Source organism: Bhargavaea massiliensis, from assembly GCF_018390575.1.
Taxonomy (GTDB): domain Bacteria; phylum Bacillota; class Bacilli; order Bacillales_A; family Planococcaceae; genus Bhargavaea; species Bhargavaea massiliensis.
Map to the genome: position 1 here is coordinate 41,978 of NZ_JAHBCJ010000012.1, position 14,642 is coordinate 56,619.

General features: G+C 53.0%; 11 protein-coding genes and 1 tRNA gene. 8 read left to right on the forward strand and 4 right to left on the reverse strand.

The features are described from left to right. Positions 1-186: 186 nt before the first annotated feature. A complete protein-coding gene (locus KHA84_RS14585) occupies positions 187-1,398 on the reverse strand; it encodes a TraB/GumN family protein (protein WP_213424245.1) in 1,212 nt (403 codons plus the stop codon). A 152-nt stretch (positions 1,399-1,550) separates the two neighbouring features. On the opposite strand from KHA84_RS14585, the gene KHA84_RS14590 reads away from it, so the two are divergent. From KHA84_RS14590 to KHA84_RS14610, 5 genes are all read left to right on the forward strand, one after another. Continuing rightward, a complete protein-coding gene (locus KHA84_RS14590) occupies positions 1,551-2,534 on the forward strand; it encodes a ring-cleaving dioxygenase (protein ID WP_213424246.1) in 984 nt (327 codons plus the stop codon). Positions 2,535-2,757: 223 nt separating this feature from the next. After that, the gene (locus tag KHA84_RS14595) at positions 2,758-4,653 is read left to right on the forward strand and encodes a PrkA family serine protein kinase (protein ID WP_213424247.1); all 1,896 of its coding nucleotides are present in this window, start codon (positions 2,758-2,760) and stop codon (positions 4,651-4,653) included. 229 nt (positions 4,654-4,882) lie between these two features. Further along, positions 4,883-6,040 (forward strand): sporulation protein YhbH, encoded by a 1,158-nt coding sequence (gene yhbH / locus KHA84_RS14600; RefSeq protein WP_213424248.1) that lies wholly within the window; start codon positions 4,883-4,885, stop codon positions 6,038-6,040. Further along, on the forward strand, positions 6,037-7,434 hold the full coding sequence (locus tag KHA84_RS14605) for a SpoVR family protein (RefSeq protein WP_213424249.1): 1,398 nt from the start codon (positions 6,037-6,039) through the stop codon (positions 7,432-7,434). The genes yhbH and KHA84_RS14605 overlap by 4 nt, the downstream gene beginning before the upstream one ends. Before the next feature lie 137 nt (positions 7,435-7,571). After that, on the forward strand, positions 7,572-8,594 hold the full coding sequence (locus tag KHA84_RS14610) for an LLM class flavin-dependent oxidoreductase (RefSeq protein WP_213424250.1): 1,023 nt from the start codon (positions 7,572-7,574) through the stop codon (positions 8,592-8,594). A gap of 40 nt (positions 8,595-8,634) precedes the next feature. Here the strand turns inward: KHA84_RS14610 and KHA84_RS14615 are convergent, their stop codons facing one another. Both KHA84_RS14615 and KHA84_RS14620 read right to left on the reverse strand, forming a co-directional pair. Further along, positions 8,635-9,603, reverse strand: coding sequence for a bile acid:sodium symporter family protein (locus tag KHA84_RS14615; protein ID WP_213424251.1), 969 nt, complete (start codon positions 9,601-9,603; stop codon positions 8,635-8,637). Beyond that, entirely contained in the window at positions 9,604-11,001 is a 1,398-nt protein-coding gene (locus KHA84_RS14620; RefSeq protein ID WP_213424252.1) for an FAD-binding oxidoreductase, read from the reverse strand. It abuts the gene before it with no gap. A 205-nt stretch (positions 11,002-11,206) separates the two neighbouring features. Here KHA84_RS14620 and KHA84_RS14625 point away from each other — a divergent pair, with 205 nt between their 5' ends. Both KHA84_RS14625 and KHA84_RS14630 read left to right on the forward strand, forming a co-directional pair. Continuing rightward, positions 11,207-11,758 (forward strand): YhcN/YlaJ family sporulation lipoprotein, encoded by a 552-nt coding sequence (locus tag KHA84_RS14625; RefSeq protein ID WP_213424253.1) that lies wholly within the window; start codon positions 11,207-11,209, stop codon positions 11,756-11,758. 241 nt (positions 11,759-11,999) lie between these two features. Continuing rightward, positions 12,000-12,167, forward strand: a complete 168-nt coding sequence (locus tag KHA84_RS14630; protein WP_213424254.1) for an aspartyl-phosphate phosphatase Spo0E family protein — start codon at positions 12,000-12,002, stop codon at positions 12,165-12,167. A 523-nt stretch (positions 12,168-12,690) separates the two neighbouring features. On the opposite strand, the gene KHA84_RS14635 is transcribed toward KHA84_RS14630, so the two are convergent. Beyond that, positions 12,691-12,764, reverse strand: a tRNA-Arg gene (locus tag KHA84_RS14635). A gap of 215 nt (positions 12,765-12,979) precedes the next feature. Between KHA84_RS14635 and nhaC the strand changes: the two genes are divergently transcribed. Continuing rightward, entirely contained in the window at positions 12,980-14,449 is a 1,470-nt protein-coding gene (gene nhaC, locus KHA84_RS14640) for a Na+/H+ antiporter NhaC (RefSeq protein ID WP_213424255.1), read from the forward strand. Positions 14,450-14,642: the final 193 nt, after the last annotated feature.

A 14,642-nucleotide genomic window follows, 5' to 3' on the forward strand; every position in this document is an offset into this window, starting at 1 on the left:
GCACCGGGTGAGCAAGTACCCGGTGCCGCTTTTTTCGGTTCAGTTTGTAGTTGTAACACTCAGCGCCCGTTCGGTAACACTCCCGGACTTTTTCGTAACACTCGGGCCCGCTTTAGTAACACTCAGCCATCTCCCCCCATGATCACTATACCCCGTACAGGAATATGCCTGTACGGGGTGTGCTGTTTAAAAGATATGCTGGAAAAACGACCGGATGACGTCGGCCCCTCCGATAAAGGTGCCGAGAGAGCTGCCGATGTTTCCGAGGACGACGACGAGCAGTACACGTGTGGCTTTGTTTTGCCAGAAGCCCTTCACGCTCAACACATCATCCGCAAGCTTTTGGAAGTCTTTTACACTCGGACGGGTAAAGTAAGCCTGCACGAGACCCGAGAACCAGCCGACCGCAAGCAGCGGGTTCAGGGAAGTGAACGGTGCAGCGGCAAATGCGGTAAGCACAGCGAGCGGATGCCCTTTGGCAAGGATCGTTCCAAGAGCCGCAAGGGAGCCGTTCCACAGCAGCCAGCTGAGCATCTGGCTCGTGGCGACATCGCTGTTTTGCATGAAGGTGTAGGCGATGATTCCAATAATAAGGATCGGAATTGCCCAGCCGACAACTTTCGGCCAAACCGGTTTTGGCGGTTTTTCGGTCAGTTTTTTCAAATCGTGTTTTCGGTGAATCTCTTTTGTGATCCCGGGGACGTGTGCCGCCCCCAGCACGGCGACGATTTTTTTGCCCGGTGCCGTACGGATTTTCTCGGCAAGGTACTGATCGCGCTCGTCGATGAGCGGAGTTTTCAGCCGGGGGAACGCTTCGGTAAATTCCGCCAGAACGGCATTAAGTGTGTCCTGTGACTTCATTTTCTCCATTTCTTCCTCGGTGATGTCATCCCGGCTGAAGATGCTCGCAATGACCGAGGTGAGCAGTTGGGCCTTGCCGCCTGGGCCAAGGTTGCCCCAGATGCGGGAAAACGTGGTCTGGATGTTGCGGTCGGCAAGGACGAGCTTCGCGCCGGTTTCCTTCGCGGATTCGATTCCCTGGATCATCTCCGCGCCCGGTTTGACGTCGAACTGCTTCGCCATCCGGTTCTGGAAGGAGGAGATGGCCAGGTTCATCAGAAGGAGTGTCGCTTTCTTTTCCTTGATGACTTTGAAGATGTCCATGTCCTCCCAGCGGTTGCCGTTTGTGATGGCGTCGAAACGCTGTTTGTCCAGCTCGACTGCTACGGTGTCGGGCTGTTCCCGGTCGATGACGTCCTTTACCTGCTGGGCGCTAAGTTTTGAAACGTGTGCCGTGCCGATCAGGATAATTTCTTTGCCCTCCAACTGGATCCGGGTGACATTCTCCTCCTCAAGGGCGGAAGCAGCCTCAAGTGGGTTGATTAGGTTTTCTTCCATATGATGATCCTTCATTTCTGTAGTGGTCATACCGTTAATGATGACGGAAGAACGGTTAAAGTTCAATATTTTGGGCAAAAGAATTGAGTAACCGGAACAAACAGCGTATACTTATCTTGAATTCAAGATAAAAATCATTGGAGGCAACCAATATGGAAAGTTTGAAAGGAATGCACCACGTAACCGCAATCACGAGCTCAGCGGAAAAGAACTATGAGTTTTTCACATACGTGCTCGGAATGCGCCTTGTGAAAAAAACCGTAAACCAGGACGATATTAGCACGTACCATCTGTTTTTCGCAGATGATCGGGGCAGTGCCGGTACCGACATGACATTCTTTGATTTTCAGGGGATTCCGAAGGGGACCCACGGAACTGATGAGATCCACAGAACTTCGTTCCGCGTGCCGGATGACGCGGCACTCGACTACTGGGTCAAGCGCTTTGACCGTCTTGAGATCAAGCACGACGGCATCAGGCAGCAGTTCGACCGCAACGTCCTGCCGTTCACTGACTTTGACGGTCAGTTGTATCAGCTCATTTCTGACGAAGGGGATACGGGAGTGGCCGCGGGTATTCCATGGCAGAAAGGGCCGATTCCGCTTGAATACGCCATCACTGGGCTCGGGCCGATCATCTTGCGCGTCAGCAACATCGACTATATGAAACAGGTCATGGAAAAAGCGCTCGGTTTCCGGGAAGTCGCCAAAGACGGATCCGTTTACCTGTTCGAAGTCGGCGAAGGCGGCAATGGCGCCCGGGTCATCATTGAGCACAATGCTGTTCTTCCGCGAGGGATGCAAGGCTTCGGAACAATCCATCACAGCGCCTTCCGGGTTGAAGACCGCTCCGTGCTCGAAGACTGGATTAACCACATGGAAAGCATGGGCTTCAGCACTTCCGGCTATGTGGACCGCTTCTATTTCGAGTCCCTTTACGCGCGCGTCGCTCCGGGCATTCTGTTCGAATTCGCAACTGACGGACCGGGCTTCATGGACGACGAGCCATATGAAACCCTCGGCGAAAAGCTTGCCCTCCCGCCGTTCCTTGAGCCAAAACGGGAACAAATTGAATCTTACGTCCGCCATATCGATACGATGCGCAGCGATCAGGCAATTGAAAAAGAATATGAGTAATAGATGAAACCGGGCCGGCGCCCGGTTTTTTCTTTTTGATTGGATTCGCGACCGCAGCACGGGGATTCGCGACCGCACCCGATGATTTCGCGACCGCAACACGGGGATTCGCGTCCGCCCTCCATCATTTCACTACAACAATCCCCAGTTCCGCGCCGGCATCATCAACGGCCCGTCCGCCGCATACGTTGTAAGAAACGAAGCACTGACTGGAGGCGATCAGTTGGACATCCTGGAGAAGGCAAAACGACATCGTGAAGAAGAGGACCGTCTAAAGTGGGAAGGGACATTCGCGGAATATCTGGAGATTGTCAAGGAACGGCCGGAAGTGGCGCAGAATGCACACTCGCGTGTTTACAATATGATCAAGAGCCATGGAATCACGGAAGTTGAAGGAGTCCGCAGGTACGGGTTTTTCGGTGAGCAGATCTTCGGTCTCGAGGAATCGGTGGAGCGGCTTGTGGAGGAGTATTTCCATCCCGCTGCAAAGCGGCTCGATGTGCGCAAGCGGATCCTGCTTTTGATGGGACCCGTCAGCGGCGGTAAATCTACGATTGTGACTCTTTTAAAACGGGGGCTGGAAGCATACTCGCGGACAGACGAGGGGGCGGTGTATGCCATCAAGGGCTGCCCGATGCATGAAGACCCGCTTCATCTGATCCCGATTCACCTCCGTGAAGATTTCCGCCGGGCTTACGGAATCCGGATTGAAGGGACGCTTTCGCCACTGAATTCGATGCGGCTGGAGCGGGAGTACGGCGGGCGGATCGAAGACATGCCTGTCGAGCGAATTTTCCTTTCAGAAGATAAGCGGGTCGGCATCGGAACGTTCACGCCGTCCGATCCGAAATCCCAGGACATCGCGGACCTGACCGGCAGCATCGACTTTTCGACCATCGCAGAGTTCGGATCCGAATCGGATCCGCGTGCGTACCGGTTTGACGGTGAACTGAACAAGGCGAACCGGGGACTGATGGAATTCCAGGAGATGCTGAAGCTGGATGAAAAATTCCTCTGGCATCTGCTGTCGCTCACTCAGGAAGGAAACTTCAAGGCGGGCAGGTTCGCGCTCATCAGCGCGGATGAGCTGATTGTCGCCCATACGAACGAGACCGAATACCGGTCGTTCATTGCAGACAAAAAGAACGAAGCGCTGCATTCCCGGATCATCGTCATGCCGGTACCGTACAACCTGAAGGTGTCTGAGGAAGAACGCATTTACCGGAAGATGATTTCTGACAGCGACATGGCCCATGTGCATATCGCACCGCATGCACTCAAGGTCGCAGCCATCTTCTCGGTGCTCACCCGGCTGAAGCCGTCCAGAAAGCAGGGTGCCGACATCGTGAAGAAAATGCGTCTCTACGACGGTGAAAACGTCGAGGGCTTCAGTACGGTCGATGTAAATGAGCTCAAAAAAGAGTTTTCGGACGAAGGCATGAGCGGGATCGATCCGCGGTATGTCATCAACCGGATCTCGTCCGCCATCATCCGGAAAGACGTTCCGGCGATCAATGCGCTTGATGTGCTGCGTTCACTCAAAGACGGCCTTGCCGACCACGCATCAATCAGTGACGAAGACCGTACCCGATACATGGAGTATATCGGCATTGCGCGCAGGGAATATGACGATATTGCGAAAAAGGAAGTCCAGAAGGCGTTTGTTTATTCCTATGAAGAGTCCGCAAAGACGCTGATGGATAATTACCTGGATCATGTCGAGGCGTTCTGTAATAAAAACAAGCTGCGCGACCCGCTCACAGGAGAGGAACTTCCGCCGGATGAAAAGCTGATGCGTTCGATCGAGGAGCAGATCGGCATTTCGGAAAATGCGAAAAAGGCGTTCCGTGAAGAAATTCTCATCCGGATTTCCGCCTATGCGAGAAAGGGCAAGCGGTTCGACTACAACTCCCATGACCGCCTGCGGGAGGCCATCCAGAAAAAGCTGTTTGCCGACCTGAAGGATGTCGTGAAGATCACCACCTCGTCTGCCACGCCGGACGAAGCGCAGCTCAAGAAAGTCAACGAAGTTGTCGGGCGGCTCATCGACGAACATGGATACAACAGCACCTCCGCAAACGAGCTGCTCAGGTATGTCGGAAGTCTATTGAACAGATGATTCCTGCTTCGGAGTAATCTGATTGACCTGTTGAACCAACGAAACTGAGATGTTTGGCAGGGGCCCGCCGGACCGGGGATTTGGGCGGTGCTCCTGCTTTTTGTCTTTCCGATTGCCCCGGCAGTTGCCCGAAATTTCATTATATTCTTTCATAATTCAGAACATTGTCAAGCGTCCGCTCCGTACTGCATAAGATAATGGAAACTCAAAGAAGAGAGGCGGGTGGAGCATGAACAAATATGGCCGGTTTGTCGTGTCGCAGGATGATTGGAGCCTCCACCGGAAAGGCCACGAGGACCAGAAACGTCACATGGACAAGGTGAAAAGGGCAATCCGGGATAATCTGCCTGATCTGATCAGTGAAGAGAATATCGTGATGTCGGACGGGCGTAAGGTTGTGAAAATTCCAATCCGCTCGCTCGATGAATATAAAATCCGCTACAACCATTCCAAGTCGGAACACGTCGGCCAGGGAAAGGGAGACAGCCAGGTCGGCGATGTCATCGCAAAAGACGGCAGCGGACGTTCTGGACAGGGCAAAGGCAAGGAAGCAGGGGACGCACCGGGGGAGGATGTCTACGAAGCGGAAGTCTCGGTAGCGGAACTGCAGGAAGCACTTTTCTCTGAAATGGAGCTGCCGAACTTGGAGCGCAAGGAACAGGCGGACATCATTACTGAGCGCATTACCTTCAACGATATCCGGAAAAAAGGTCTCATCGGAAATATTGATAAAAAACGGACGATCGTATCCGCATTAAAGCGGAATGCGATGGAAGGACGCAGCGGGATCATGCCGATATTGGATGATGATCTCCGATTTAAGACCTGGGAAGACGAAAAACGGCCGGAATCCCGTGCCGTCGTGATTGCCATGATGGATACCAGTGCCTCGATGGGCGCATTCGAAAAATATATGGCGAGAAGCTTCTTTTTCTGGCTGACCCGTTTTCTCCGGACCCGATACAGTTCGGTCGACATTGAGTTCATTTCCCACCAGACCGAGGCCAAGGTGGTGACCGAGGAGGAATTCTTCACAAAGGCGGAAAGCGGCGGCACGCGGTGCTCGTCGGCCTACCGGATGGCAATGGAGCTGATCGGCGAGAAGTACAGCCCGGCCCGCTATAACATTTATCCGTTCCATTTCTCCGACGGCGAGAATATGACCTCGGACAACAAAGAAGTGCTGCGCCTGGTCGGAGAGCTGTTGGAGGTCTCCCGCATGTTCGGCTATGGAGAAGTGAATGAACACAGCCGATACTCGACCATGCTGACGGCGCTCCGCACGGTGGACGATCCGAAGTTCAGGCACTATGTCCTGAAGGAAAAAGCGGATGTGTACCATGCGCTGAAAAGCTTCTTCCGGAAAGGGGAGGCGATCGGATCATGACTGATGTCAAAGCATTGGAGCGTGCGATCGCGGAAATCACAGAGGTCGCGGAAGGATTCGGACTCGACTTTTATCCGATGCGCTATGAAATCTGCCCTGCTGATATCATCTATACATTTGGCGCATATGGAATGCCGACCCGTTTCAGCCACTGGAGCTTCGGCAAGCAGTTCCACAAGATGAAGCTGCAGTATGATCTCGGACTCAGCAAAATCTACGAACTCGTCATCAATTCGGATCCGTGCTACGCGTTTCTCCTTGATTCCAACTCGCTTGTCCAGAATAAGCTGATCGTCGCCCACGTGTTGGCGCACAGTGATTTCTTCAAAAACAATGTACGTTTTGCCAATACGCGCGGCGATATGGTCGAAAGCATGTCTGCGACGGCGGACCGGATCGCGGATTATGAAGTGACGTACGGCAAAGACCGTGTGGAGAGGTTCCTCGATGCGGTGCTGGCCGTCCAGGAACATGTCGATCCGTCGCTCATCATTGCGAGTGACGAAAAAGATCCGAACGAAGTTCCGGAGCTGCGGGCCACCCCATATGACGATCTCTGGGCACTAGACCGGACAACGGGGAAGGACGCCCGCCAGGAAACCCCGGCAAGAAAGAGAACCCCTGAAAATCCGGAAAAGGACATTCTTCATTTTATCCAGGAGCACGGGCGGGACCTGGAAGGCTGGCAGCGCGATATCCTCACGATGATGAGGGAAGAAATGCTTTACTTCTGGCCGCAGCTGGAAACGAAAATCATGAATGAAGGCTGGGCGACTTTCTGGCACCAGCGCATCATGCGGGAGCTCGACCTGACCCCTGCCGAGACGATCGAATTCTCCAAGCTGAATGCCGGGGTCATTCAGCCGTCCGCGACCTCGATTAACCCATACACGCTCGGCCTGCGAATTTTCGAAGACATCGAGCGCAGGTATGACCAACCGGACGATCAGATGAAACGGAGGGGCGTCCGGCCCGGCAGCGGGAGAGAAAAGCTGTATGAAGTCCGGGAAATCGAGTCGGACACGTCGTTTATCCGCAATTACCTGACAAAGGAACTGGCGGAGCAGGAAGACCTGTATCTGTTCGGCAAGCGCGGGCAGGAATATCGGATCACGGAAAAAGATTTTGAGAAAGTGCGTGAACGGCTTATTTCCTCAAGAGTAAACGGCGGCTTCCCTTACATCGTCGTGGAGGATGGCGATTACCTCCGAAACGGTGAACTGTACCTGGCCCACCGGTACGAGGGAACCGAGCTCGATCTGCCTTATCTGGAACACGTGCTGCCGCATCTGCACGTTCTCTGGGGACGGACTGTCCACCTCGAAACGGTCGTGGAAGGAAGAAAGATTTGCTTTTCCTGTGATGGCAAGAAAGTGACCCGGCGGGCCTTATAATACGGAGATCATGATCCTCCTTCCTGTCATTGGAAGGAGGATTGTTTACATAATATTGTTATTTTCTTGTTAAGCAGTTTCTTGGCATCTCTACGGGGCAGGGAGGTAAGATAAAAAGGAGAGAGGGAGTTGATCCGATGAAATTGATCCGAGAAAATGCGAAGAAATTCGAAGGCATTCCGCTGTCTGTCCTCGACCTGGTACAGGTCCGCGAAGAGGACACGCCGGCTGATGCAATAGAAAACAGCGCGAAGCTGATCCGCCGTGCGGATGAGCTCGGCTTCAACCGTTATTGGCTCGCCGAGCACCATAATTTTGAAGGCATCGCGAGTTCTGCAACAGCCGTACTGATTGGCCGTCTTGCCTCGGAGTCGAAGGAGATCCGCGTCGGCTCCGGCGGGGTCATGTTGCCGAACCACGCGCCTCTGATCATTGCCGAGCAGTTCGGAACGCTCGATGCGATGTATCCGGGCCGAATCGACCTTGGTCTCGGACGTGCGCCCGGAACCGACCAGCAGACGATGTGGGCGCTCCGCCGGAATTTAAAAGGCGGGCCGGACGAGTTCCCTCGTGATGTGGCGGAACTTGAAGCTTACTTTGAAGGCGGGGAGGACATGCCTGTTCGGGCATTCCCTGGTGACGGACAGGATATTCCGATCTGGCTGCTGGGCTCGAGCGGCTTCAGCGCCCAGCTGGCTGCAAGGAAAGGCCTGCCGTTTTCGTTTGCCAGCCACTTTGCACCGGGTTATATGGATGCCGCGCTTGATCTGTACCGGAGCGGATTCGAGCCATCCGGGAAAATGGAAAAGCCTCACGCCATGCCGGGCGTCAATGTCCTCATTGCCGACACGCAGGAAGAGGCGGAGTACCTGATCACGACGCATATGCAGCAGTTCCTCTCCATCATCCGGAACAGCCGCGGAAAGATGCAGCCGCCGGTAGAGGATATCGAACAGCTTTGGACGCCGTATGAGCGCCAGTATGTCATGCAGACCCTCGATCCTCGGACTACGCTGTTCGGCACGAAAGACAAGGTCCGGGAAGGACTGCTCCGGCTCATTGAAGAGACGCAGGCGGACGAACTCATCGTCAACACCGTCGCCTACGATACCGACAAGCGGATCCGTTCCTACGAACTGCTTGCCGAAATGATGGATTAACGCAAAGACCCACTGCCTGAGCGGCAGTGGGTCTGTTTGTTTATTTGGCGACAGCATCTGCAGGAACGATCGGATCGGGTTCCGGTGCGTCCTTTTTCGACCATATCGTGGCCAGGATAGGTCCGGAAATGTTGTGCCAGATGGCTCCCCATACACTCGGGAGCGCTGCAAGCGGGCTGAAGTGGGCGGTTGCGAGCGCGACGCCCAATCCGGAGTTTTGCATTCCGACTTCGAGCGAAATCGCACGGCGGTCGTTTTCATTCAAACCGAATGCACGGGCAAGCAGGTAGCCAAACAACAGGCCGGCACTGTTATGAAGGAATACCGCAATGAAGACAATGAATCCGGAGGACGTGACGTTTCCTGCATTGGCTGCCGTGACGGCCATGACGATGACCAGGATAGCGAAAACCGAAATCAGCGGAACGACTGCGATACTTTTCTGGACGAGTCCCGGAAGAAAACGCCGGACGATCAGACCGAGAGCAATCGGGACGATGATCACTTGGACAATGGACATGAACATCGACTTTGCATCGACAGGGAGCCATTGCCCCGCGAGAAGCAGGAGGATAGCGGGAGTCGCTATCGGCGCCAATAGCGTCGAAAATGAGGTCATTGCGACGGACAGCGCCACGTTCCCCTTGGCGAGATAGACCATCACGTTGGAAGCTGTTCCGCCAGGCACGCATCCGAGAAGAACGAGTCCGGCTGCAAGCTCTGCCGGCAGCTGCAGGAGCGTGGCAATGACAAAAGCAGTTAGCGGCATGACCGTGTATTGAAGCAGCACGCCGGTAATGACCGGAATCGGATTTGTGACGACGAGCTTGAAATCTACCGGCTTAAGGGTGAGCCCCATGCCGAACATGACGACTCCAAGAAGGATGGTGATGTAAGCGCCAAAGGGAAGAAACGGATCCGGTACCAAAAATGCAATAACAGCCGCTGCAATGACAAAGAAGGCGAAGTTCCGGCCGGCAAATGCGCTGATGGATTCAAGGGCCCTCATTTAAACATCCTCCTTAAATGGGCTGAACAGCTTGCCCGGATTCATCAGATTGTCCGGGTCGAGCGCCCGCTTGATCGTTTCCATGACTGCCAAAGCAGCCCCATGCTCACGAGCCTGGTATTTCAGTTTTCCGACGCCGACGCCATGCTCACCGGTACAAGTGCCGTTACGGTCCAGCGCATAACCGACGATGGCTTCGTTCAATTGTTCGGATTTCATAACTTCCTCCGGATTGTTCATATCAATCATGAGAATGATATGGAAGTTCCCGTCACCCACATGGCCGGTAATGCCGCCGATCAGGCCCAGCTTGTCCACTGTTTCCCGTGCGTGGTGCACCGCTCCGGCCAGTTCGGAAATCGGAACACAGACGTCCGTGACCATCATTTTGCGTCCCGGGTGGCTGTGGATATAGGAATAGGCAAGGTGATGACGGGCTTCCCACAGCCGGTTCATGCCTTCCTGGTCCATTTCGAACTCCAGGTTTTCGCAGCCGAGGTCGGAGACAATTTCCTCTGTAAACTCGATGTCCTGCCGGAGTCCGGCCTCGTTGCCGCTGAACTCGAGAAAAAGGGTTGGCTTCACCGGATAATGGGTTCCGGCATGACGGTTGACCTGCTGCATCGATGGTTCGTCGACCAGTTCCACACGGGAGATCGGCACACCGGCCTGCTGGATTGAGACGACTGCGGTCACTGCGTTATCGATCGTCGGAAAGGAAGCTCTTGCCGCGGCAATCTGCTCCGGGATTCCGTACACGCGGAGGGTCAGCTCGGTAAAGCAGCCGAGTGTTCCTTCAGAACCGATGAACAGGCCGTTCAGATGAAGGCCTGAGGCCGACTTGGCCGCAAGGCTCCCGGTATGGATGACCGTTCCGTCTGCAAGAACCACTTCAAGGTCACGTACCTGGTCACGCATGACACCATATTTCACTGTCGTTGTGCCGCTGGCATTCGTTGCCGCCATGCCGCCGAGTGTGGCATCGGCACCAGGGTCGACGGAAAAGAAGAGGCCCCGTCTTTTCAGTTCTTTATTTAGCTGGGTTCTCGTGACTCCCGGCTGAACCTTCACAAGAAAGTCATCTTCACGGATTTCCAAAATCTTGTTCATTAAAGAAAAGTCGATGGTAATGCCGCCATTGTAAGGGATCACATGGCCTTCGAGGCTGGAGCCGAGGCCGAAGGGAACAATCGGTATTTTGTGCTTGGCCGCTATCTTGACGATTGAACTCACTTCATCCGTCGTCTCCGGGAAAACCACAATGTCCGCCGGCCGGACGGCATGGTAGGATTCATCCCTCCCATGCAGATCACGGACGGTGTCATTAGCCGTAGCGCGCTCGACACCGAGTAGTTGTTTTAGTTCATCCAAAATCAGTTCAGTTGATTGTACAGCCAAAGTGACCCACTCCTTTTCCTGTTGCAGCTTGCCAAAGATGAATAATACAGAAAATTATACATGGACATTTTTGAATTTCAAGGCGATTTGAAAAGTATCTACTACTAAAAACGCTTTCATTTGAGGTTGCGTAAAGGAAATTAAAATCCGCTACATAATCGGGGAGGAAAAAGCCATCATAGACAAAAAGGAAAGGAGGAAAAACATGAACAAGTTTCTTTTGGGTCTTGCTTCCCTCACACTCGTGCTCGGTCTTGCGGCATGTGGAGGCAATAACGAGGATCCGTCCACAACGTCAAATGGCCATGAAGAAAACGATGTCGGCATGGACACAAACAATGACCAGAACGGCAGCAACCCGGACAATGGCGCAATGGATGAAAATAATGGCGGGCAAAACGGCAACAATGGCGGAGAAGGGGACGCAAACAACCTTGAACACGACCAGGAAATAGCTGACCGGGTGTCCACTGTTGAAGGCGTGGAAGGTGCAACCGTCCTAATGTCAGCAAATAATGCGTATGTGGCCGTCAATCTTGCTGAAGGAACTGAAGAGACCGATGACCTGAAAACGAAAATCAGCGATGAAGTAAAGGCAGCCAAGCCGGACACGGAAAATGTGTACGTTTCGGCTGACCCGGACTTCACGAGGCAATTCGAGGATTATGGAAAAAGAATCGAACAGGGCGATCCTGTGGAAGGATTCTTTGACGAATTCAGCGATCTGGTAAGAAGAACATTCCCTGACGCAAAGTGATCTTGCAGGATGTTGGAAGGCGATTAGAAGCCCGGATATTGGGACAAAGCCGAAACGGGTCTATTGACCTGTTTCGGCTTTGTTGTGCTGCAGTCTTGGCTGTTTAGACTTTGTAATTGTGAACTTTTATTGAATTTCACAATCCTGCTGTTTTTCGACAAACATTGCACAAATCGCGTTGTATGATGAACAAGCTGCTTTAAACCATCATAATCATACAAAACATGGAGGCAAATTGAACATGGATGTGTCGAAGAAGATTTTGAAAAATCGGATTTACTGCCGGAGGATGATCATGTACTGGAAAGCGCGACAATTCGGGCTCACTCATCCGAAAACCGTCGAATGCAGCCAGATGCTGGATAACTTGCTGAACAGATATCAGAAGTTCGACCAACATGTTTCCTGACCAGTTGATAATATGGAAAAGGCGCCGATCCATGAAGACCGGCGCCTTCAGACTGTAGACAAAGTGAGTGTAATACTCCTTTGTCTGCAGTTTTTTATTCCTGAAAATCCAGCGGATTTCCGCTGCGAGCCCTTGTCGCTCAACGCTCCGCTAGTCCGCGGGCGTTGCCTTAGCCGATGACAACACGCAGATTCGCATCTGCGTGCAAAAGCGCAGCGTTAAGCGGCAGGCAATTAATGACTGGCGTCTGTGCGCATCGCGTAGCGGAAGATCTTCTGCGCGCAAAAGCGCAAGCGTTACGAAGCATTGCGCAACATCCTGCGGGGGTCTTCGGCTAACGCTTTTCCCGCAGGTGTCTCCGACCCTTCGCTTCAATCTGCGTAGAGCTCGTTAAGATGACAGTTGCTCTCATATGGGATCAAATAAATACCACTCCTGATGACCTGCGGCGACCTTCAATAGAAAAACCCGCCATAGTCACGTTTGGATTCAACGCAGACTATGACGGGCTTTTAACGATTAGCGTCCCAGGGGAGATTCGAACTCCCGACCTACAGCTTAGGAGGCTGTTGCTCTATCCTGCTGAGCTACCAGGACATGATATAACGACCTTTCTTATTATACATGAAACGTCAGTCAGAACAAAGGGGGAAATTCAGATCGTGCATATGGAGTTTGCGAATGGGGGTGGAATACTCCGATGATGCAAAATTTCCTGACATTTTACCATGAATTTTGCCTTTACCATTAAAAATTTTTCGACTATGATCGATACAGCGCTTTCATATTTTTTCTGAGGGGGGTTCAGAATTATGAATTCTATTGAGAATAAGCAAGATCAAGGCAGCAAGCAGCGGGAATTCGGCATCTTCTGGGCTCTGCTACCTTTAATAATCATGATCGGTGTCATGCTTTACACCGTTGTCGGCCTTGAACAGGGACCGCATATTCCGTTGATCGTCGGAACCGTTACAGCGGCGCTTGTCGCGCTTAAAGGCGGATTTAAGTGGAAAGAAATTGAGGAAATGATGTACAAGGGGATCCGTCTTGCACTTCCGGCGGTTGTTATCATTATCCTTGTCGGGTTGATCATCGGTTCCTGGATGGGCGGCGGAATCGTCGCTTCCATGATCTTCTATGGGCTTCAACTTCTGAATCCTTCGTTTTTCCTGGTCGCTATCTGCCTGATCTGTGCTATTGCTTCCATTGCGATCGGAAGCTCCTGGTCTACGATGGGAACAATCGGTGTGGCGGGGATGGGCATCGGGATGGCCATGGGGATTTCTCCGGGGATGGTGGCAGGCGCGGTCATTTCGGGTGCCTATTTTGGTGACAAGCTGTCTCCGCTTTCGGATACGACCAACCTTGCTTCCGGGCTCACGGATACGGATCTGTTTGACCATATTAAGCACATGTTGTGGACCACGATCCCTGCTCTAGTCATTGCCCTCGGGGTGTATGCGCTCCTTGGCCAAAATGTAAGCGGGAACATCGATGCTGAACAAATTGCAACGACTGCCTCCGTCATGCAGGAAAATTTCCTGATCTCGCCTTGGCTCCTGCTCATTCCGGTTCTGGTCATCGGAATGGTGGCGATGAAGGTTCCGGCCATTCCGGCGCTTGTCGTCGGAGCGGTACTCGGATTCCTCTCCCAGCTGTTCGTTCAGGGAGACACGGTCACGGTGGCACTGACCGCATTGCAGGAAGGCTACGCAATCGAAACCGGCAATGCACTTGTCGATGATCTGTTTAATGGCGGAGGCCTGGATTCGATGATGTATACGGTCAGCATGACCATTGTGGCGATGACGTTCGGCGGAATCCTGGAGTACTCGGGCATGCTCAAGTCCATCATGAACCAAGTGATGAAACTTGTCCGGAACACAGGATCGCTCATTGCTTCCACGATCAGTGCCGCTTTCATTACGAATGCTACTTGCGCCGAGCAGTACATCTCGATTGTGGTTCCTTCCCGGATGTTCGCAAACACATACCGGAAGATGGGGCTCGCTTCGAAAAACCTTTCGAGAGCGCTTGAAGACGGCGGGACACTCACTTCGGTCTTTATCCCGTGGAATACGTGCGGCGTGTTTATCTTCGGAACACTCGGAGTCGGTGTCGTTGAATACGGTCCATATGCCCTGGTGAACCTGCTGTGTCCGATTATCTCCATCATCTACGCGTTTACCGGTTTTACAATCGCGAAGATTGATGAGGGAGGCGGCGGGACCGGCGGCAAGAAAGAGCCGGCTGAAGTGAATACAGAACTCCAACACGTATAAAAAGTAAAAAGAAGCCCTGCAGATGGGCTTCTCAGACTGTAGACAAAGTGAGTGTAATGCTCCTTTGTCTGCAGTTTTCTCTTTTCCTGAAAATCCTTCGGATTTCCGCTGCGGACCCTTGCTTACCAAAACTGAGTCTTGGTAGCAGGAAGAGCTTTGTTGGCCAACGCTGTCGCTTTTGGCCACAGACGCC